18 protein-coding genes are annotated in these 19,965 nt (G+C 68.3%); 3 read left to right on the top strand and 15 right to left on the bottom strand.

Annotated elements, in window-relative coordinates; all coding sequences use genetic code 11:
• Positions 1-53: 53 nt before the first annotated feature.
• The 15 genes from rseP to ACZK08_RS06000 all read right to left on the bottom strand — a co-directional run bounded on the left by rseP (position 54) and on the right by ACZK08_RS06000 (position 15,266).
• Positions 54-1,412: an RIP metalloprotease RseP gene (gene rseP / locus ACZK08_RS05930; RefSeq protein ID WP_065181176.1), complete on the bottom strand. Its 1,359-nt coding sequence runs from the start codon at positions 1,410-1,412 to the stop codon at positions 54-56.
• Between the two features lie 60 nt (positions 1,413-1,472).
• A complete protein-coding gene (dxr, locus tag ACZK08_RS05935; RefSeq protein ID WP_065181177.1) occupies positions 1,473-2,663 on the bottom strand; it encodes a 1-deoxy-D-xylulose-5-phosphate reductoisomerase in 1,191 nt (396 codons plus the stop codon).
• A gap of 2 nt (positions 2,664-2,665) precedes the next feature.
• A complete protein-coding gene (locus ACZK08_RS05940) occupies positions 2,666-3,502 on the bottom strand; it encodes a phosphatidate cytidylyltransferase (RefSeq protein WP_053518308.1) in 837 nt (278 codons plus the stop codon).
• Positions 3,499-4,266 carry a polyprenyl diphosphate synthase gene (uppS, locus tag ACZK08_RS05945; RefSeq protein WP_065174698.1) on the bottom strand — a complete coding sequence of 256 codons (768 nt, stop codon included), beginning with the start codon at positions 4,264-4,266 and terminating at the stop codon, positions 3,499-3,501. The genes ACZK08_RS05940 and uppS overlap by 4 nt, the downstream gene beginning before the upstream one ends.
• Before the next feature lie 5 nt (positions 4,267-4,271).
• Positions 4,272-4,826, bottom strand: coding sequence for a ribosome recycling factor (gene frr / locus ACZK08_RS05950; protein WP_053518312.1), 555 nt, complete (start codon positions 4,824-4,826; stop codon positions 4,272-4,274).
• Positions 4,827-4,923: 97 nt separating this feature from the next.
• The gene (gene pyrH / locus ACZK08_RS05955; protein WP_053518314.1) at positions 4,924-5,652 is read right to left on the bottom strand and encodes a UMP kinase; all 729 of its coding nucleotides are present in this window, start codon (positions 5,650-5,652) and stop codon (positions 4,924-4,926) included.
• 120 nt (positions 5,653-5,772) lie between these two features.
• Positions 5,773-7,308, bottom strand: coding sequence for a sensor domain-containing diguanylate cyclase (locus ACZK08_RS05960; protein WP_053518316.1), 1,536 nt, complete (start codon positions 7,306-7,308; stop codon positions 5,773-5,775).
• A 203-nt stretch (positions 7,309-7,511) separates the two neighbouring features.
• Entirely contained in the window at positions 7,512-8,390 is an 879-nt protein-coding gene (tsf, locus tag ACZK08_RS05965; RefSeq protein WP_053518318.1) for a translation elongation factor Ts, read from the bottom strand.
• Between the two features lie 125 nt (positions 8,391-8,515).
• Positions 8,516-9,322 carry a 30S ribosomal protein S2 gene (rpsB, locus tag ACZK08_RS05970; protein WP_053518321.1) on the bottom strand — a complete coding sequence of 269 codons (807 nt, stop codon included), beginning with the start codon at positions 9,320-9,322 and terminating at the stop codon, positions 8,516-8,518.
• A 219-nt stretch (positions 9,323-9,541) separates the two neighbouring features.
• Complete coding sequence (locus tag ACZK08_RS05975) at positions 9,542-10,240, bottom strand: fimbrial biogenesis chaperone (RefSeq protein ID WP_065181383.1); 699 nt, start codon at positions 10,238-10,240, stop codon at positions 9,542-9,544.
• Positions 10,241-10,245: 5 nt separating this feature from the next.
• Positions 10,246-10,494, bottom strand: a complete 249-nt coding sequence (locus tag ACZK08_RS05980) for a hypothetical protein (RefSeq protein WP_231107710.1) — start codon at positions 10,492-10,494, stop codon at positions 10,246-10,248.
• Positions 10,495-10,578: 84 nt separating this feature from the next.
• Positions 10,579-11,625: a Csu type fimbrial protein gene (locus ACZK08_RS05985; RefSeq protein WP_065174699.1), complete on the bottom strand. Its 1,047-nt coding sequence runs from the start codon at positions 11,623-11,625 to the stop codon at positions 10,579-10,581.
• Complete coding sequence (locus ACZK08_RS05990; protein WP_065181178.1) at positions 11,622-13,976, bottom strand: fimbria/pilus outer membrane usher protein; 2,355 nt, start codon at positions 13,974-13,976, stop codon at positions 11,622-11,624. Before ACZK08_RS05990 ends, ACZK08_RS05985 begins: the two co-directional genes overlap by 4 nt.
• 7 nt (positions 13,977-13,983) lie before the next feature.
• On the bottom strand, positions 13,984-14,736 hold the full coding sequence (locus ACZK08_RS05995; RefSeq protein WP_065181179.1) for a fimbrial biogenesis chaperone: 753 nt from the start codon (positions 14,734-14,736) through the stop codon (positions 13,984-13,986).
• On the bottom strand, positions 14,736-15,266 hold the full coding sequence (locus ACZK08_RS06000) for a Csu type fimbrial protein (protein WP_053518329.1): 531 nt from the start codon (positions 15,264-15,266) through the stop codon (positions 14,736-14,738). The genes ACZK08_RS05995 and ACZK08_RS06000 overlap by 1 nt, the downstream gene beginning before the upstream one ends.
• A gap of 239 nt (positions 15,267-15,505) precedes the next feature.
• Here ACZK08_RS06000 and map point away from each other — a divergent pair, with 239 nt between their 5' ends.
• From map to dapD, 3 genes are read left to right on the top strand one after another with little or no spacing between them, the layout of a single operon-like run.
• Positions 15,506-16,282, top strand: a complete 777-nt coding sequence (gene map / locus ACZK08_RS06005) for a type I methionyl aminopeptidase (protein WP_111185881.1) — start codon at positions 15,506-15,508, stop codon at positions 16,280-16,282.
• A gap of 20 nt (positions 16,283-16,302) precedes the next feature.
• Positions 16,303-18,915 carry a [protein-PII] uridylyltransferase gene (locus ACZK08_RS06010; protein ID WP_478452709.1) on the top strand — a complete coding sequence of 871 codons (2,613 nt, stop codon included), beginning with the start codon at positions 16,303-16,305 and terminating at the stop codon, positions 18,913-18,915.
• Positions 18,915-19,964 carry a 2,3,4,5-tetrahydropyridine-2,6-dicarboxylate N-succinyltransferase gene (gene dapD / locus ACZK08_RS06015; RefSeq protein ID WP_053518332.1) on the top strand — a complete coding sequence of 350 codons (1,050 nt, stop codon included), beginning with the start codon at positions 18,915-18,917 and terminating at the stop codon, positions 19,962-19,964. The genes ACZK08_RS06010 and dapD overlap by 1 nt, the downstream gene beginning before the upstream one ends.
• Position 19,965 lies beyond the last annotated feature (1 nt).

Consider the following 19,965-nt stretch of genomic DNA (forward strand, 5'->3'; position numbering starts at 1 on the left):
GATTTCATTGGTGCGGGATGCCGACGCTGTAGACGGCAACAACGTGGAAAAGTTCATCGCGGGACCAGGCCGAGGATGTCGTTGTAGAACGCCAACCCCATCAGCCCGGCCAGCAACGCCAGGCCGATGTATTGGCCGGCGGCGATGGCACGCTCGCTCAGCGGGCTGCCCTTGACCAACTCGATAAGGTAATACAGCAGGTGGCCGCCGTCCAAGATCGGGATCGGCAGCAGATTGATGATGCACAGGCTCAGCGACAGCAGCGCGAGGAACTGCAGGAACCAGTCGAGCCCACGTTTGGCCGATACATTGGCCACACGGGCGATGGTGACCGGGCCGGAAACGTTCTGCAGCGAGGCCTTGCCGGTCACGATGCGGGCCATCATGCCCAGCGAGTCGGCGGCCAGCCGGCCGGTTTCACGCACCGCCACGGTGACCGCGTCCAGTGGCCCGTAACGCAGCAGGGTGTCGTAGGCCGGGCTGTAGGTGGTGGGGAAACCGACGCCGATCTGCCAGACCGGCTCGCCCTTGCCGTCCTTGCCCTGGCGCGGAGTCACTTCCAGTGCCAGCCGCTCGCCGCCACGCAGGACTTCGATCATGCCGGGGCCGCCGGTGCGGCCCAGGGCCTGGATTTCGCCGATCACCTGGTCGACGCTGTCAATGCGCTGCCCGTCGATGGCCACGATGAGGTCGCCCGGCTGCAGCTGGCCCGCAACAACGGAATCCGGTGTGAGCCTGTCGACCAGGGCGGGCTGCAGCCATGACTGCCAGTACAGGCCCGCCAGGATCGGCACCCGCCGTTCATCGAAGCCTGCCGGCAGCTGCGACAGCGGCAGGGTACGGGCATGCACCTGATCGCTGCGGTCGATCACGTCCAGCGTGACATCACGACGGTCCATCGCTGCCGCGGTCATGGCCATGCTGGCCTCGCCCAGGGTGCTGACCGGGCGGCCGTCCACGCGCAGCACGCGGTCACCACTGTTGAGCCCCGCCGTCGCCGCGATGCCGCTGGTGCGGCCGAGGGTGGGCGAATAGTCCTGCTTGCCGATCACGAACATCGCCCACAGCAGCAGGATGCACAGCAGCAGGTTGGCGACCGGCCCGGCAGCAACGATGGCGATGCGCTGCCAGACCGTCTTGTGGTTGAACGCCTGGCCGCGTTCCTGCGGATGCACCTCGACTTCGCGCTCGTCGAGGAATTTCACATAGCCGCCCAGCGGAATCGCAGCAATGGCGAATTCGGTTCCATGCCGGTCGCGCCGCGACCACAGCGGCCGGCCAAAGCCGACAGAGAAGCGCAGCACCTTGACTCCGCACAGGCGGCCGACCCAGTAATGCCCGAGCTCGTGGAAGGTGACCAGCAGCCCCAGGCTGACAATCATCCACCAGACCGATCCGATGAAGTCAGTCATGCAGGCTCACGTTGGCGGGCAGGGGCGGCGTCGTCATGCAGGGCTGGGCAGGCGGGCGGTTCAGGCGGCGTCGATGGCGTTCAGGGTCAGCAGGCGTGCGCGCTGGTCGGCGGACAACAGGACCTCCAGTGTATCGGCTGGCTCGGTCGGCAGTGTTGAAAGAGCGTTAGCGACCAGCGCCGGGATGGTCAGGAAACCGATCCGGCCCTGAAGAAACGCTGAAACGGCCTCTTCGTTGGCGGCGTTCAGCATCGCCGGGGCGGTGCCACCGGCGCGCATCGCCTGCCAGGCCAGCGCCAGGCAGGGGAAGGCCTCGGTATCGGGCGCCTCGAAATCCAGCCGGCCCTGCGCCAGCAGATCCAGCCCGGCCACGCCCGAGGCGATGCGTTGCGGCCAGCCCAGGCCAACGGCCAGGGTGGTGCGCATGTCCGGCAGGCCCATCTGCGCCAGGGTCGAGCCGTCGACGAATTCGACCAGCGAATGGACCAGGCTCTGCGGATGGACCAGCACCTCGATGCGTCCACCCGGCACGGCGAACAGGTGGTGGGCCTCGATCACTTCCAGGCCCTTGTTCATCAGGGTCGCGGAATCGACCGAGATCTTCGGCCCCATCGACCACTTCGGGTGGGCCACGGCCTGGGCCGGGGTGACCTGCGCCAGTTCGGCGCGGCTGCGGCCACGGAACGGGCCACCGGAGGCGGTGAGCAGGATCCGGCGCACCCCGGCGCCTTCGAGGCTGGCGTCGCGCGAGCGCAGGCACTGGAAGATGGCGCTGTGCTCGCTGTCGATCGGGATGATCTCGGCCCCGGCACGTTCGGCGGTACGGGTCAGCAGTTCGCCCGCCAGCACCAGTGATTCCTTGTTCGCCAGCAGGATGCGCTTGCCCGCGGCAGCGGCGGCCAGGGTCGAGGACAGCCCTGCCGCGCCGACGATGGCGGCCACCACGGTGTCGCAGGCGTCACTGGCGGCCAGCTGGTCCAGCGCTGCCTGGCCGGCGTGGGCCTGGGTCGCCAGGCCGGCCTCGCGCAGGCCGTCGCGCAGCGCAGGGTACAGGGCCTCGTCGGCGATCACCGCGTGCAGGGGCTGATGCTGGCGGCACAGCGCAAGCAGCGCCTGAACCTGGCGGCCGGCGGCAAGCACGGTGGCCCGGTAGCGCTGCGGATGGCGCGCGATCACATCCAGGGTGGAGGCACCGATCGATCCGGTGGCGCCGAACACGGCGACCCGGCGCAGGTCTGCTGCTGCATGCATGGTCAGAATCCGAAGATTTCCTTGCCCAGCGCGAACACCGGCACGGCTGCCAGGACGCCGTCGACACGGTCGAGCACGCCACCATGGCCCGGGATCAGGTTGCCCGAGTCCTTGGCACCGGCATGGCGCTTGATCAGGCTCTCGAACAGATCGCCCAGCACCGAGGCCAGCACGGCGACCACGGACGTGATCAGCAGGCCCGGCAGGTGGGCCAGGTCGATACCGGCCAGCCAGCCCAGGCCGACGGCCACGGCCACGCCGGCCAGCAGGCCGCCGACCAGGCCTTCCCAGGTCTTGTTCGGGCTGATGCGCGGGGCCAGCTTGTGCCTGCCGAAGCGGCGACCGGCAAAGTAGGCGCCCGAATCGGCGGCCCAGACCAGCGCCAGCGCGGCCAGCAGCCACAGATGCCCCTGCCGGCCGGGCGGGTCGCCGCCGGCGTGGATCAGCACCAGCGCGGCCCAGGCCGGCACGATAGCCAGTGTGCCGGCCAGCAGCTTGAGGATGCGCGCGGGGCTGCCCGGCTGTGCACCGAAGTTGAAGAAGCGCAGCCAGACCAGCGCCGCCAGCCACCAGGCGACGCCGACCAGCGTGGTGATCTGGAACAGCACCAGGGTACTGCCGTCGGCCCACACCAGCAGCACCATCAGCAGCAGGTTCAATACCAGCAGCACGGTGCGCGCCAGGGTGTCTTCAACGTCGGCCAGCTTCAGCCATTCCCACAGGCCGATCAGCAGGACGGCGGCGGCCGCGGCGGCCAGCCATTGCGTCGGCAGCAGCAGGATCGCGGCAATGGCGACCGGCGCCATGATCAGCGCGGCGAGGACTCGGGTCTTGGTCATGGGCTGGACGTCTCGGTGGCCAGGGCGGCGATCTGGGCGCTGGTCAGGCCGAAGCGGCGCTCACGGCCCGCATAGGCATCCAGCGCCTGTTGCAGCATCGCGGCGTCGAAGTCCGGCCACAGTGCCTCGGTGAACCACAGCTCGGTGTAGGCCAGCTGCCACAGCAGGAAATTGCTGATGCGGGTGTCGCCACCGGTGCGGATGAACAGGTCCGGTGCCGGCAGGTCGGCCAGGGCCATCTGCCGGCCCAGCAGCGCCTCGTCGATCTGTTCGGGCAGCAGGCGCCCGGCCGCCACTTCGGCAGCCAGTGCGCGCGCCGCGCGGGCGATGTCCTGGCGGCCGCCATAGCTGGCGGCGATCGACAGGGTCAGCGTGGTGTTGCCGGCGGTGCGCTGTTCGGCCAGCTGCATGCGGCTGACCAGCGAGGCGCCGAAGCGCTCGCGCTCGCCGATGAAGCGCACGCGCACGCCCCGGCGGTGCAGCTCGTCCACTTCGCGGTCGAGCGCACCCAGGAACAGCTTCATCAACGCATCGACTTCGTCCTGCGGCCGGCCCCAGTTCTCGCTGGAGAAGGCGAACAGGGTCAGCGCCGGGATGCCCAGTTCAAGGCAGCGCTCGATGGTGCGGTTGACCGCGCGCGCGCCGGCACGGTGGCCGATCACGCGCGGGCGGCGGCGCTGCTGTGCCCAGCGTCCGTTGCCATCCATGATGATGGCGACGTGGCGGGGCAGGGCGGCCGGCAGGGGAGGCGGGACTGAAGGCATCGACTTCAGACCGACAACAGTTCCTTTTCCTTGTCCGCGACGACTTTGTCGACATCCTTGATGTTGCTGTCGGTCAGCTTCTGGATATCGTCTTCGCCGCGCTTCTTCTCGTCTTCGCTGATCGCCTTGTCCTTGACCAGCTTGGCGATTTCCTTGTTCGCGTCCTGACGGATGTTGCGGATCGCGATCTTGGCGCCTTCGCCTTCCTTCTGCACCTGCTTGACCAGTTCCTTGCGGCGCTCTTCGGTCGGCGGCGGCATGTTGATGCGGATCGCGGTGCCCAGCGTATTCGGGGTGAACTCGGCGTTGTACAGCCCCTTCTCGATCTCCTTGATCATGCTCTTGTCGAACGGCGTGACCAGCAGCGAGTGGGCGTCGGCGTTGGAGATCGAGGCGACCTGGTTCAGCGGGGTGCTGGCATTGCCGTAGGCATTGACGGTGACGCGGTCCAGCAGGGCCGGAGTAGCACGCCCGGTGCGGATCGAGGTGAGGGTGTGCTTCAGAGCGTCGATGCTCTTGGCCATGCGCGTCTGCGCGTTGTTCTTGATGTCGTTGAGCATCGCCCGGGTCCTGGATGTAACTGGAATCGGGCGATTATAGGCGAATACGGGACGCTGCCGGGCCTGGATCGGCCCGGGCGTCGCCTTGCGCTCAGGCTCAGGCCGGGTCGCGGCCCTGGACCAGGGTGCCGATGTTCTCGCCGCTGAGGATCTTCAGCAGCTCGCCCGGCTGGCCCATGTCGAACACCCGCATCGGCAGATCGCTGTCGCGGGCCAGTGCGAAGGCGGCCGTGTCCATCACTTCCAGCCCGCGGCGGATCACTTCGTCGTAGCTCAGGCTGTCGAAGCGGACCGCGTCGCTGTGCTTGTTCGGATCCTTGTCGTACACGCCATCGACCTTGGTGGCCTTGAGCAGCAGGTCCGCACCGATCTCGATGGCACGCAGGGCTGCGCCGGAATCGGTGGTGAAGAAGGGGCTGCCGACGCCGGCGGCGAAGATCACCAGCCGGCCTTTTTCCAGGTGACGGATGGCGCGGCGGCGGATGTAGTCCTCGCACACGTCGTTGATCTTGATCGCGCTCATCACGCGGGCCTTGGCGCCCAGCTTCTCCAGGGCGTCCTGCATGGCCAGCGCGTTGATGACGGTGGCCAGCATGCCCATCTGGTCGCCGGTGACCCGGTCCATGCCGCCGGCAGCCAGGCCGGCGCCGCGGAAGATGTTGCCGCCGCCGATCACCAGTGCCACTTCGGCCCCTGCCTGCTGGGCCTCGATCACTTCACGGGCCAGGCGGTTGATGACCTTCGGGTCGATGCCGTAGTCCTCGTCTCCCATCAGCGCCTCCCCGGAGAGTTTCAGCAGGATGCGGCGATAGGCGAGCTTGGACATGGGGACCTCGGGTGCGTGGAAATCGCGGGCGATTCTACGCGCATGCGGCGCCCGGCCAAAGTGTTTTGTGCACTGCGGCGCAAAATCGGCTGGATCGCCCCGCTCATCGGGGCGTCCCGTTCAGCCCGCTTCGAGGCCGGCAGTGGCGGACAGTTCGTCGTGGCCCAGCGCGCCGGGGGAGCGGGCAATCACCCGGTTGCGGCCCAGGTTCTTGGATCGATACAGCACGTCATCGGCGGCGCGCAGCAGGTCCTGCACGTCGGCGAAGCGTTCGTAGCCCCCCTGCGTGGCCACGCCGGCGGAGAAGGTGACGAACAGCGGCCCTCCCTCGAGTTCGGCCATCGGCGTGGCGACGATGTTCGCCAGCACGCGCCGGATCACCTCCAGCGCCACCGATTCGCTGGTATTGGGCAGCAGCGCCACGAACTCCTCGCCACCGAAGCGGGCGACGGTGTCGCTGTTGCGCAGCTGGCCCTGCAGTTTGCCGGCGAAGGCGCGCAGCACCTCGTCGCCGGTCAGATGACCGTGGGCGTCGTTGATCTTCTTGAAGTCGTCCAGGTCGATGAAGGCCACCGAAAGCGGCCAGCCATGCCGGCCGGCGCGCAGGAATTCCTGCTCCAGCACCGCTTCCAGCTGGCGCCGGTTGAGTACGCCGGTCAGCGCGTCACGGTGGGCCTGGTCGGCCAGCCGCTTGGCGCGCGCCTCGAATTCATCGGCGCGTCGCCGTGCCTGGTCGGCATCCTGCAGTTCGCGCAGGTTGCGCAGGGTGGCCAGCTCCTGTGCGTGATCGATCAGTTCGTGCACCCGCGCCGGAGAATTCAGGCCGGCTTCAAACAGGCTGGCGATATCAGGCAGGGCATCGCTGATGCGGGCCAGGACCTGGTCGAAGCGGGCGCTGTCCAGATCCAGGCGGTCATGCACCTGCTGCAGCGCCCGTTCGCGGGCCGCGTCGGCGTCGCCGTCCAGCCAGATGTCAGCGACCGCGCCGGACAGCTGCACGCACGCCTGGAAGGGCGAATCGGCGGCGTCCTCGTCTTCGCTGTGGCTGATGCTCTCCACCAGGTAGCGCGGCAGGCCCCACTGCTCGGCCACCCAGGCGCCGACATCGGCGTGGCTGCAGCCCAGCACGTCGCGCTCGCGGGCAACCAGGTCGAGGTTGTCGCGTGCTTCACGCAGCAGGGGCAGGTAGCGCTCGGCTTCGGCCTGGGCCAGGCACAGCACGCCCATGTCCTGCAGCAGTCCGGCCAGCATCAGTTCTTCCAGGCGGCGCAGCCCGCGCGCCTGGCCAAGCTGGCTGGCAGCCAGTGCACTGAGGATGCTGCGCTTCCAGGCCCGCTGGCGCAGGTCGTGATCGGCACCGCTTCCGGTCAGTCCCTGGGTGACCGTGAAACCCAGCGCCAGGCTGATGGTGGCGTTGAGGCCCAGCATGGTCAGTGCCTGGCCGAGATTCTCGATGCGCCGCCGGCTGGCATACAGCGGCGAGTTGGCGATGCGCAGCATGCGGGCGCTGAGCGCCATGTCGATGGCGATGATGTCGGCGGCGGTGGCGATGTCCGCTTCCGGATCCTGGGCCAGTTCGATGATGCGCAGGGCAATACCGGGTGGCGAGGGAAGGTTGCGGCAGAGCGCCAGGGCAGCTGTCAGCTCGGGAGGCATGGCGGATCGTTCAATTCCATTAGGGCAAGAATACCTAGGAATTCATCACAGTCTGCGACTTTCTATCCTGCTATGTGACTGAGGATTCCCTGCGCCGAGTATCGGCCTGATTCGCGCGCAACGCAAAGTTCACCGACGGCATAAAAAAAGAGCCGCGGTTCCCCGCGGCTCCTTGTGGTCGCTTCACAGCCGGAAGGCTGGACTCAGACCTGCATCGCCTTGGCAACTTCGGCGGCGTAGTCTTCCACCACCTTCTCGATGCCTTCGCCGACGACCAGCAGCTGGAAACCAGCGACGTCGGCACCGGCGGCCTTGACCACCTGCTCGACGGTCTTGTCGCCGTCCAGCACATAGGCCTGGCCGTACAGGGTCACTTCGCTGACGATCTTGTTGATCTTGCCGCTGATGATCTTTTCCAGGATATCGGCCGGCTTCGACTTGTCCTTCTCGGACATCTTGGCCAGTTCGATTTCCTTTTCCTTCTCGACGAAGTCGGCCGGAACGTCGGCGGCCTTGTTGTGCGGCGGCTTCAGCGCAGCCACGTGCATGGCCAGGCCGCGGGCCAGTTCGGCGTCGCCGCCGACCAGGTCCACCAGGACGCCGACCTTGCCATTGGTGTGGACGTAGGCACCCACGGTGTTGTTGCCGTCGACCTTGGCGATGCGGCGGATCTGGATGTTCTCACCCAGCTTCTGCACGGCCAGGGCGCGGGCTTCTTCGACGGTCTCGCCGGAGGCCAGCTTGGCGGTCTTCAGCGCTTCGACGTCGGCAGCGCCCGATGCCAGGGCGGCAGCGGCAACGGCGTCGACGAAGGTCTTGAAGTTGACGTCGTTGGCGACGAAGTCGGTTTCCGAGTTGACTTCGACCAGCACGGCCTTGCCGCCGTCCTGTGCCAGGCCCAGACGGCCTTCGGCGGCCACGCGGTCAGCCTTCTTGTCGGCCTTGGCAGCGCCGGACTTGCGCAGCAGTTCCGCCGCAGCGTCGATGTCGCCGGCGGCTTCGGTCAGCGCCTTCTTGCATTCCATCATGCCGGCGCCGGTGCGCTCGCGCAGTTCCTTGACCAGGGAAGCAGTGATTTCCACGGGATTACCTCACGAAAGAAAGGGGTTGGGCCGGCATGGTGGCCGGCCCGTATGACATGGTCCTGTCACGCGCCGAGGGCGGCATGCAGGAGGGGTGGGCGCTGGGGCCCACCCCGGGGCCTGGATCAGGCCTGGGCTTCGTCGCCCTTCTTGGCGGTCTTCTTGGCCGGAGCGCGACGGGCCGGCTTCTCTTCGCCTTCAGCGGCGGCTTCAGCGAACTCTTCCTCGCGCACCGAGGCGGCGTGCGGAGCAGCGGCCTTGCCTTCCAGCACGGCGTCGGCGGCGGCACGGGCGTACAGCTGCACGGCGCGGATGGCGTCGTCGTTGCCCGGGATGGCGTAATCGACCAGCTCCGGGTTGTAGTTGGTATCAACCACGGCGATCACCGGGATGCCGAGCTTCTTGGCTTCCTTGATGGCGATGTCTTCGTGGCCGATGTCGATGACGAAGATGGCGTCCGGCAGACGGTTCATGTCCTTGATGCCGCCCAGCGAGGCTTCCAGCTTGTCGCGCTCGCGACGCAGGCCCAGCACTTCGTGCTTGACCAGCTTCTCGAAGGTGCCGTCGGTTTCACCGGCTTCCAGTTCCTTCAGGCGGGCAACCGACTGCTTGACGGTACGGAAGTTGGTCAGGGTGCCGCCCAGCCAACGCTGGTTCATGAACGGCATGCCGCAACGCTCGGCTTCTTCCTTGATGGTTTCGCGGGCGCTGCGCTTGGTGCCCAGGAACAGGACGGTGCCGCGCTTCTGGGCAACCGACGAGATGAAGTTCATCGCGTCGTTGAACAGCGGGACGGTCTTTTCCAGGTTGATGATGTGGATCTTGCCGCGGGCGCCGAAGATGTACGGAGCCATCTTCGGGTTCCAGTAGCGGGTCTGGTGGCCGAAGTGGACGCCGGCTTCCAGCATCTGACGCATGGTGACCTGGGGCATTGCAGTACTCCTGATATGGAACCAGCGATTCCGCCCGCGGTATAGGTATGCGGGACGCGTGGAAGCGCGATCGGTTCCGGGGTTGGGCTTCCCTGTTGCCTCCGTGGCCGAACTCCTTGCGGAGCACCCCGGCACGGATGGGGGCAGCAGGTGTGGATTCACCGGTGACGTCCGGTGTGGACGGGGTCCAGCGCACAGGGCGGCAGGACATCCCGGCGATTATAGCCCGGCGGGCGGGTTCACCGCAATTGACGGGTCCCATGCGTCCAGAACGACCTCCCGGCCGTCCTGCAGGCGGGCCCGGAAGCGGCCGCCGAGATAGCCGTCGCGGCGTGCCGGCAACGTCCAGCGCCTTTCCCGTCCTGCCAGCACATAGCCGGCCAGGCCCGGCAGCAGCACGCTGCGATGGCCGCCGGCGGACTCGAATGAAAGCCCGTCCAGGCGCGCATGCAGGCGGCCCGGGTTGTCCAGTCGCAGATGAGTCTGCGACCCGTTGGATTCGACGCGGGCACGCACGGCCGGGCGCACTGACGACGCAGCCGCACCCTGGAACAGCGGCAGCGAGTAGCGTGGCAGGCTGCTTCTGCCGGGGGCGAGCACGATACGGTAGGCCTGCTCGGCGGCGACCGGGACGGCGCTGCGGGGCAGCAGCCAGACCCGCTGGCGGGCGCCGGGCGCCAGATCCAGTCGGGTCGGACTGGCCAGGATGCGGTCGCTCGGCTGCAGCCGTTCGGCGTCCAGCTGCTGCTCCCACGCCAGGATCTGCACCTCGCCCTGCCAGCGCTCGGGGCCGGGGTTGTGCAGCCAGAGTTCGGTGCGGCCCCCTTCGGCGGGCAGCTGCAGGGTCGTGGGCAGCAGGTCCAGTGCGGCGGCAGGCAGCCCCGGCAGCAGCAGGAACAGGGCAAGGAGTGCGCGCATCGGCATCAGTAGATGAATGTCGGCGCGGCGGAAGCGTCGTCGGTGGGCGCGGCTGGCGCGGGGGCGAGTTCACGCAGCTGTGCCGGCAACTGCGGGGCATCGCTGCGCTGGTGCGGAACGGCACACGCGCGGCCGCCGGCATCGCCCTGGCAGGCTTCCACTACGACCAGGCGCACCTGCACCGGGGCTGCCGGCTCGGCCCATGCCAGGGGGGCGGCGAGCATCATCGCCAGGATCGGAACTGCGCGAACCACCTGTCATCCACCGTGCCGGGATACCTGCTGGACGCTATCGGCCGGGCGCGCCGGATCTGTAGGGGCAGGTGCTCGCGGCACCGGTCAGTAGGTGATCGTCACCTGCACCACATCGTTGTAGGTACCTGCCGGCGGCTGGCCGGTGACCGGCGGCACCCGGCCGTAGATCGTCAGCTGCTGCGCACTGCCGGTACCGGTTCCGCTGGCGGTATCGACCGTGAGCGTGTTGCCCCAGCGCTGGTTGCGTGCGCTGTCGCGGTACAGTTCATAGGCCAGGTAGTAACTGCTGCCCCCGATGGTGGTGCGCATGCGCCGGGTCGGGGTGGCCGGGGGATTGTTCTGGCCGTTGTCCAGGCCGATCTGGAATGCCGTGTTCTTCAGGCAGGTCAGGGTCAGGGTGGCGGTCCGGTCGATGTTGCTGGTGATGCTGCCGGTGACGTTGCCGAAGTCCAGAGGGGTGGTGAGGTAGCTGCCGCACTGTGGCAGCACGGTCGCGGTCGCGATGAAGCTGAAGGCCGCGCTGGCGCTGTTGGTACCGGTGGCGCCGCCGTTGCAGGTGGCCGGTACGGTCGCGTTGCCGAGCAGCACTTCGTTCCAGGCCCAGGTCAGCACCACATCGGCGCCGCTGAAGGTGCTGCTGTAGTTGCCCGCGGCCAGCACCTGGTTGGCCGGGATCTGTGCGAACAGCTGGGTGGACTGCGCGCCGCTGCCGCCGACCACCAGCGGCACGTTGTAGGTCATGGTCAGCTCCTGCGCTGGCGGCGTACCGCGGGGAACCAGGCCGGTGACCTGGCTGTAGCCGGCATTGTTGTAGAGCTGGAAGTTCAGGGTGTCGGGAGGGGTGCCGGTACTGGTGCGCAGGGTCCGCCAGGTGCTGCTGCTGCCACCGCCGCTGCCGGCACCGATGCCCACGCACACGCGCACGCCGGTAGTGGCCAGCAGGCTCAGCGCCGCCGTCGTGCAGGTGACGGTGATGTTCAGCGTGGCCGAGGTGGGCCCGGGGGCATTGCTGTTGACGTTGCCGAACGGCAGGGTGGGGTTGGCGGTGGCCGTGCACACCGCCGCCGCGTGCGCCGGTGTGGCGGCCAGCAGGCCGAGCACGAGCAGCAGGCCGAGCAGGGGCACCTTCATGGCGCCACCTCGGGAATGCACGGTACCGGTGCCGGGCGGGGCCGGGCGCCGCTGGCAGCCACTTCCGGTGTGGCCGGCACCTTCACCCGGCACTGGCTGCGGCTGGTGGTGATGTACAGCACGCTGCCCGGCGCCACGTCCTCCAGGTACAGCAGGCCGTCGTAGCCGACGGTGGCCTGGCGACCCTGCGGCAGCTGCACTTCGCTGCCCACCTCCAGCGGTTGTCCGGCCATGTCCTGCAGGACCAGGGTCAGCGACGGCCGCGAGCGCAGATGGAACGTCACGCCGGTGCCGGCGCGCTGGCGGGGTGTCACCCAGTCCTCGACGCGGTCGGCGCGCATGTCCGCCGGCAGGTCGAGAGTGTCGATGGAGACCCGGTTGCGCTGCCACGACAGCAGGGGGCTGACCAGCAGCAGGCCACGGTCGTCGGTGACGCCGATCAGGCGGTTTTCCAGCCGTACCGGGACACCGGCGACGCCGCTGGTGCTGACCACCGCGAAGGCGTCGGAGACCTCGCGGGTGGCAAAGGTGTGCCCGTCCATCCACACCAGGCTGCCGCTGGCGCTGGCATAGGCGTAGTCAATGCCGGCCTGGCGCGATGCGCCGAGCGCGTAACGCCCCACGTCGTTGAGGATGCCGACCTCGGCCAGGCCGCCTGTGCCCTCGTCGCCCCCGCGCACCTGCGCGCGCCAGCCGATGCCGCCGGCACTGCCATCGCCGGGGACCGGCTGGGTGATATCGGCCACCCAGGCCTGGCTGTCGCCGTTGCGCTGGCTGGAGAGGCTGGCCTGGCGGTTGTTGCCGAGGCTCGCGCTCACTGACAGGTAGATGTTGCGGTCGTCGCTGCTGTCCAGATTCTGGTTGACCGAGAGGTAGGCCGACCAGCGCTGGCTCCAGGTGCGCGACCAGAACAGGCTGGCATAGCGGTTGTCGTCGCCATCGGGGTAGCGCAGCCGCAGGTAGCTTGCGCTCAGCGTTCCCAGCCCCAGCAGATCGAGACCGGCAGTGGCCTGTTCGCTGATGCGCGGGGGCAGGTTGTCCTGCAGCGCGCCCAGATCGCGGTAGTCGCCGTGGGTGCGTACGCTGCGCACATTGAAATTGAAGCGGCGGTTGTTCCAGCTGTAGCCCAATGCCCATTGGCCGCCCTGCAGGCCCTGCAGGCGGCTGTGCGCATAGGCGGCATTGAACACGCCGGCCTCGCCCGCCAGCCACCAGCCACCGACGCCGGCCTGCAGCAGGCCGCCACCGCCTTCGGCGTGCGCTTCGCCGGTGAAGGTGTCGCTGATGCCACCACGCCAGCTGGCGCTGGCCACCGTGCGGCTGTCGTACTCGAAGGAGCGTTCGCCGAACGCTTCGCGCAGTTGTCCGGCACCGACCGACCAGTCCGACAGGCCCTTGGCCAGCAGCTGCTGGGTGCCATAGAAGCTGAAATCCAGCGTCTGCATGCGGCCGAAGGCATCGGTCACCACAACCTGCGCGGTGCCGGTGCCGCTGATGCCCGGCTGTGCCGCCAGCTGGAACGGTCCGACCGGCACCTGGCCGCTGTACTGGCGCAACCCGTCGACGTACAGCTCCACCGTTGACGGCACCACCGCCTCGCCCAGGAAGCCGGGCGTCGGTGTCAGCACGCGGTAGGGCTGCAGCCCGTAGTTGCGTCCGACCTGCACGCCGCCCAGGCGCACCGGCCGGGTCCAGTCGACAAAGCCGCTGTAGAAATCACCGATCTCCAGCGTGGTCGCCGACTCGGGAAAATCCAGTGTCCAGTGCGTATCCAGGCGCACGCTTTCGCTGCGCCAGTGACGGTCGTCCGGCTGCTGGTAGCGACGGGTGACCGCCGTGTTCTCGAAGGTGCCGCTGCCGATGCCGAACAGACGCAGTTCCGAGCTCAGGGTAAGGTTACCGAGTGCTTCGATGCGGCTGCCGTACACGTCGTAGTTGAGCAGCAGGCCCGGCGAGGCGCTGCCGGCCGGCGTACGCACCTGCGGGCGGCCGAGCAGGGTGGTGGGCAGGGTCAGCTGGTCCAGCGGCACATCCAGCGCCAGTGTCTGCAGCTGGGCGTCGTAGCGCGCGACCACGCCGCTGATCTGATCCAGAAACACCGGTGCATCGCCGGTGGCGCTGAAGCCGAGCTGGCGCAGCACCTCCGGACTGGCCTGCAGGCGGCCACGTGCTACAGTGAAGGGCAGCAGGCCGCGCGGCGTGCTGTTCAGCGAGACGTCCAGGTACAGCGTCTGGCCGGCCGTCAGCGGTGTCGGGGGAGGCAGCAGGGCATCGGCGGAGACGCCGGAGATGCCGGACACGTCGGCGGCCGGAGCCGCGGGAACCCACGCGGCAGCGAGCACCGTGCCCACCACCGCCTCAGCGAGCCGGTGGCGGCGATAGCGGTGTCTGCGTCGACTCGCCATTGATCTTGGCCGTGATCTGGTCGTTGTCCCGGTCGACCGCCGTGCGCTCCACGGGCCAGCGCATCAGCTGGCCGGGCAGCACATAGCCCAGCAGGCCGGGGTGGACGATACGCGGGCGTTCGACACTGCCCAGCGCCAGGTCGGCGATCTGCGCGTAGCTGTCGCCGGAATTGCCGATCTCGACGCCGCTGCGACCGTCGTCCAGCCGTAGCAGGCGTGCCTGCAGGCGCGGCGCCGGCGTGCCCCCGGCCGGCTGGATGAACACCGGGATCGAATAGCGCAGCACGAACTGCATGCCGCTGGCGCGGGTGGCCAGGTCCGGCACTTCGTCGACGATCAGGCGGTAATGCTGCTGGGAGGCCGGTGCCTCGCTGTCCGTGCGCATCACCCGCACCAGCTGCTGCTGGCCTGCGGCCAGTTCCTGCATCGGTGGAGTTGCCAGCAGCCCATCGGCAGGCAGCAGCTGCTCCCTGCCATCCTGCTGGACCCAGCGGAACACCCGCACCTGCACCTTCACCGGCGCGGTCCCGCTGTTGGTCAGCCACAGCTCGGCGGCACGCTGGCGGGGCTCCAGCTGCAGGGTGGTGGGCGCGACCTGCAGGCTGGTGGCGGCGGAGGTGGCCACGGCGCTGGCCAGCAGGCAGGCGAGCAACGCCACGCCGGCGGCGCGCCACAGGCGGGGTCGGGACATGGAGGCGTGCTCCATCAATAAGTAATCGTGGCGGTGATCGTGTCCAGGTAGTTGCCGGCGGCCGCGTTGTTGGTGCTCAGGTTCAGGATCTGGCCGTAGACGATGTAGGGGACCGCCAGGCCCGTGCCGATGCCGGCCTGGGTATTGGTGCCGGTCGTCGACCCCCAGACCAGGCTGTGTGCCGCGTCGCGGTACAGCTGGTAACCGACGTAGTTGTTGGCGGTCACCGCCGCGTCGGTGTTCTTCATGCGCCGGGTGGTGACGTCGCCGGCCGTACCGGCGTTCGCACCCGCGTTCAGCGCGATCGTATACGGGGTCAGCGCAGAGCACTGGGCGGTCACCGTGCCCTGGCCCAGGGTAGGTATCGCGGTGGTCGATGCGGCGGTACCGAAGTCGACGTTGGTGGCGGCCGCGGCCGTGATCGTGCAGGCCTTGGTGACCACGAGGGTGACGTTGAAGGTGGTGGTATCGGCCGCCAGCGCCGGGCCGGCCAGCAGCAGCGCGGTCATGGCCCCGGCAAGGGAGGAGCGCAGTGGGATTCGCATGGACAACCTCCTTGACCCGAAGGTCCGTTGAACAAGGCGAAGGCGGCACGTTCGGGGCCGCTTCGGCGACGCTGGCGCCAGCTTAGGACCGCCAAGTGTCTGTAATCCGTGATAAACAGGGGCTGCGGAATGTGGCGCGATCACGCTTTCGCTCGCCTTGCCGGAACTGTGCATGGCCGGGAACGTCCAGTTGGGTGGCGTTCGTTCAGATTGCGGCCGGATCGGCGATAATGGGCGCCATGAGCGTGAATCTGAAAACCCCGCAGGAAATCGAGATGATGCGCATCGCCGGCCGCCTGGCCAGCGAAGTGCTGGACATCGTCACCCCCCACGTCAAGCCCGGTGTCACCACCGAGGAACTGGACCGCATCTGCCATGACCATATCGTCAACGTGCAGGGCGCCATTCCGGCCAACGTCGGCTACCGCGGCTTCCCCAAGACCGTGTGCACCTCGGTCAACAATGTCATCTGCCACGGCATCCCGAGCGAAGGCAAGGTGCTCAAGGACGGCGACATCGTCAACATCGACGTGACCGTCATCAAGGATGGCTGGCACGGCGATACCAGTCGCATGTACTTCGTCGGCACACCGTCGGTGATGGCGCGCCGCCTGGTGGAGACCACCTACGAAGCGATGTGGCGCGGCATCCGCGCGGTACGTCCGGGGGCGACCCTGGGCGACATCGGCCACGCGATCCAGAGCTATGCCGAAGGCGAGCGCTTCAGCGTGGTGCGCGAGTACTGCGGCCACGGCATCGGCAAGGTCTATCACGACGAGCCGCAGGTGGTGCATTACGGTCGCCCGGGGCAGGGCCTGGTGCTGCAGCCGGGCATGACCTTCACCATCGAGCCGATGATCAACGAGGGCACCCGTTACAACAAGGTGCTGCCGGATGGCTGGACCGTGGTGACCAAGGACCGCAAGCTGTCGGCGCAATGGGAGCACATGATCGCGGTCACCGAGACCGGCGTTGACGTGCTGACCCTGTCGCCGGGCGAATCGCAGGTCTCCTGAGGATGCTGCCGGCGAGTTCGCTGCTGGACACGCCGGCCGCGTCGCTCAACGACCCGGACTGGGCTTCCGCTGCACGGCAGGCGCTGCAGCAGGCCGATGCGCGGCTGTACCGCCGTTTCGACCAGGGCGACAACATCGAGCGCCTGCTGGCACTGCGCGCGCGCGCGGCCGATCACCTGATCCGGCTGGCGTGGCAGCGCTGCCTGCCGTCCGACAGTGGGCTGTCCCTGTTCGCAGTGGGCGGCTACGGCCGTGGGGAGCTGTTCCCACGTTCTGACATCGATCTGCTGGTGTTCGGCGCGCCGCCAGCGCAGGTCGCCCACGAAGCGGGCCTGGCGCGGTTGTTCGCCCTGCTGTGGGATTGCGGATTGGCGGTCAGCCATGCCGTGCGCTCGGCGGCGCAGTGCCGCGAGGCGGCCGCCGACCAGACCGTGCTGACCGCGCTGATCGAAGCGCGCCCGATCCTGGCCGACGATGCGGCGCGCCGGGCGCTGCGCGAAGCAACCGACGACGACAGCGGACTGTGGCCGGCGCGCACCTTCTTCCTGGCCAAGCTGGAGGAACTGCGCAACCGCCACCAGCGTTTCGGCGATACCGCCGACAACCTCGAGCCCGATCTGAAGGATGGCCCCGGCGGGCTGCGTGATCTCAATACGCTGGGGTGGATGGCGCTGCGCGCGTTCGGCGTTCGCGACCTTGAGGCGCTGGTCGGGCTGGGCCATCTGGGTGCCGACGAAGCCGCGGCGCTCCAGCGGGAGCGCGCGGTGCTGGCGCGCCTGCGCTTCGGCCTGCACCTGGTGGCACGGCGGCCGGAGGAGCGCCTCCGCTTCGATTACCAGAAGACACTGGCCGCGCGGCTGGGTTTTGAGGACGACGCCGAGAACCTGGGCGTCGAGAAGATGATGCAGGGGTTCTATCGCGCCGCTTCGGTGGTGCGCCGGATCAGCGACCGCCTGCTGCAACGCTTCGAGGAGCAGTTCGACGGCGAAGCGCTGCCGGAACCGCTGACCGTGGGTTTCTCGCTGCGCCGCGGCTATCTGGCGGCGAACGAGGCGGCGTGGCCGCGCGGCGACATCGGCCAGGTGTTCGCCCTGTTCGCCGGCTGGGCCAACAACCCGCAGGTGCGTGGCCTGCATTCGCTGACCGCGCGCGCACTGGCCGAGTCGCTGCCGCTGCTGCCCGCCTATGACCAGGCCGATGCCGATGCGCGTGAGCAGTTCATGGCGCTGCTGCGTGGCCAGCGCCCGGTCGACACGCTCTCGCGGATGGCCCGGCTGGGTGTGCTGGGCCAGTGGATTCCCGCGTTCGCCCAGGTCAGCGGACGCATGCAGTTCGACCTGTTCCACGTCTACACCGTCGATCAGCACACGCTGATGGTTCTGCGCAACATCGGCCAGTTCGCCAGCAGCCGTGCCGACGAGCGCTTCTCGATCGCGCATGAAGTGTGGCCGCGGCTGCGCAAGCCGGAGCTGCTGCTGCTGGCCGGGCTGTTCCATGACATTGCCAAGGGCCGCGGCGGCGATCATTCCGAGCTGGGAGCGGTGGATGCGCGCGCGTTCTGCCGGGCGCATGCGCTCAGTGCCTCGGATACCGAACTGGTGGCGTGGCTGGTCGAACAGCACCTGCGCATGTCGGTGACAGCGCAGAAGCAGGACATCGCCGATCCGGCCGTGATCCATCGTTTCGCAACCCTGGTCGGCAGCCGCGACCGCCTCGACTACCTGTACCTGCTGACCTGCGCCGACATCGCCGGCACCAGCCCCAAGTTGTGGAACGCCTGGAAGGACCGGCTGCTGGCCGATCTGTACTTCGCCACGCGGCGCGCACTGCGCGAGGGCCTGGAGCATCCGGTGCCGGCCGCCGAGCGCGTTGCCGAGGCGCGTGACAGCGTGCGCGCGCTGGTACGCGAACAGGGCTATGACGACGCCACGATCGACCGCCAGTTCGCCGTCATGCCTGATGAAGGCTTCATCCGCCTGCGTCCGGAGCAGCTGGCCTGGCAGGCCGCTGCGCTGGTGCCGGTGAAGCAGGGCCAGGCGCTGGTGAAGGTGCGCCGCATCAGCGTCGACGACCCCGCGCTGGAAGTGTTCGTGCATTCGCCGGATCGCGACGGCCTGTTTGCTGCCATCGTGATGACGCTGGACCGCAAGGGCTACGGCATCCATCGCGCACGGGTACTGGACGGCCCCGCGGGCACCATCTTCGATACCTTTGAGGTCAGCCCCGCCGATACCTTCGCCGATGGCAGCAGCGCCAACCTGGAAGCTGCGCTGCGCGAGGCGCTGGCCGGTGACCTGGGCCGTCTGCGCCCGTCGCGGCGGGTGGTGCCGCGGCAGCTGCGTCACTTCCGCTTCGTGCCGCGCATCGAGTTCCGCGATGAGCCTGGCGCAACCCGATTCGCCCTGGTCGCACCCGACCGCCCCGGCCTGCTGGCCGACGTGGCGTTCGTGCTGCGTAACCAGGGCCTGCGCGTGCATGACGCGCGCATTGCCACGTTCGGCGAACGCGCCGAAGACACCTTCGTGATCAGTGACGAACACGACCTCCCCCTGACCGAACCCGCCCGGCAGCAGCTGCATGACGCGATGCTGGCCTGCCTGGACCCTGATCGAAACGCCGGAGACCCCACCTGATGGCCACCAAGCCTGCAAAGAAGACCGCCGCGACCGCCAAGAGCGCGGCGGCCCGAAAGACCACTGCCGCGACGGCCGCAAAGAAGACCGTTGCCCCGGTGAAGAAGGTGGCTGCCGCGAAGAAGCCGGCGCCGAAGAAGGCCCCGGCCAAGAGCGCGGAAGCCGCGCGCGCCGAGACCATCGCCCGCAAGTCGCTGCGCAGGCCGGCCGCGCCGGGCGTGGAAGAACTGAAGTTCGGCATCGAAAGCGCCTTCGAGCGCCGCGCGACGCTGACCTTGCATGAACTGGAGGGCTCGACCCGGGTGCTGGTCAACCGCGTGATCGACGGCCTGGAAAGCGGCGAGTTCCGTGTCGCCGAGCCGGACGGGCAGGGGGGCTGGAAAGTCAACGAATGGCTGAAGAAGGCGGTGCTGCTGTACTTCCGTGTCAATGACATGGCAGTGGTCGACGCCCGTCCGGCCCCGTTCTGGGACAAGGTCGAATCGCGCTTTGCCGGGTACGACGAAGCGAAGTTCCGTCGTGCCGGGGTACGCGTGGTGCCGGGCGCGATCGCGCGCCGGGGTACCTACTTCGGCAAGGATGTGGTGCTGATGCCGAGCTTCACCAACATCGGCGCCCATGTCGGCGAGGGCACGATGGTCGATACCTGGGCCACCGTCGGTTCCTGTGCGCAGATCGGCCAGCATTGCCACCTGTCCGGTGGCGCCGGCATCGGCGGCGTGCTCGAACCGCTGCAGGCCAGCCCGACCATCATCGAAGACCATTGCTTCATCGGCGCGCGTTCGGAAGTGGTGGAGGGCGTAGTGGTCGGCCACCACAGCGTGATCGGCATGGGCGTGTTCCTCAGCCAGAGCACCCGCATCTACAACCGCGCCACCGGCGAGATCACCTACGGCTACATCCCGCCGTACAGCGTGGTGGTGTCGGGCTCGCTGCCGAGCAAGGACGGCACGCACTCGCTGTACTGCGCGGTGATCGTCAAGCAGGTCGATGCCCGCACCCGCAGCAAGACCAGCGTCAACGATCTTCTGCGCGGCCTGGCGGACTGAC

Source organism: Stenotrophomonas sp. 112478_Sma (assembly GCF_056479905.1).

Bases quoted from the DNA above. Each gene is read 5' to 3' on its own strand.
- rseP (WP_065181176.1), bottom strand. From the start codon at position 1,412: ATGACTGACTTCATCGGATCGGTCTGGTGGATGATTGTCAGCCTGGGG.
- dxr (WP_065181177.1), bottom strand. From the start codon at position 2,663: ATGCATGCAGCAGCAGACCTGCGCCGGGTCGCCGTGTTCGGCGCCACC.
- ACZK08_RS05940 (WP_053518308.1), bottom strand. From the start codon at position 3,502: ATGACCAAGACCCGAGTCCTCGCCGCGCTGATCATGGCGCCGGTCGCC.
- uppS (WP_065174698.1), bottom strand. From the start codon at position 4,266: ATGCCTTCAGTCCCGCCTCCCCTGCCGGCCGCCCTGCCCCGCCACGTC.
- frr (WP_053518312.1), bottom strand. From the start codon at position 4,826: ATGCTCAACGACATCAAGAACAACGCGCAGACGCGCATGGCCAAGAGC.
- pyrH (WP_053518314.1), bottom strand. From the start codon at position 5,652: ATGTCCAAGCTCGCCTATCGCCGCATCCTGCTGAAACTCTCCGGGGAG.
- ACZK08_RS05960 (WP_053518316.1), bottom strand. From the start codon at position 7,308: ATGCCTCCCGAGCTGACAGCTGCCCTGGCGCTCTGCCGCAACCTTCCC.
- rpsB (WP_053518321.1), bottom strand. From the start codon at position 9,322: ATGCCCCAGGTCACCATGCGTCAGATGCTGGAAGCCGGCGTCCACTTC.
- ACZK08_RS05975 (WP_065181383.1), bottom strand. From the start codon at position 10,240: ATGCGCGCACTCCTTGCCCTGTTCCTGCTGCTGCCGGGGCTGCCTGCC.
- ACZK08_RS05985 (WP_065174699.1), bottom strand. From the start codon at position 11,625: ATGAAGGTGCCCCTGCTCGGCCTGCTGCTCGTGCTCGGCCTGCTGGCC.
- ACZK08_RS05995 (WP_065181179.1), bottom strand. From the start codon at position 14,736: ATGGAGCACGCCTCCATGTCCCGACCCCGCCTGTGGCGCGCCGCCGGC.
- ACZK08_RS06000 (WP_053518329.1), bottom strand. From the start codon at position 15,266: ATGCGAATCCCACTGCGCTCCTCCCTTGCCGGGGCCATGACCGCGCTG.
- map (WP_111185881.1), top strand. From the start codon at position 15,506: ATGAGCGTGAATCTGAAAACCCCGCAGGAAATCGAGATGATGCGCATC.
- dapD (WP_053518332.1), top strand. From the start codon at position 18,915: ATGGCCACCAAGCCTGCAAAGAAGACCGCCGCGACCGCCAAGAGCGCG.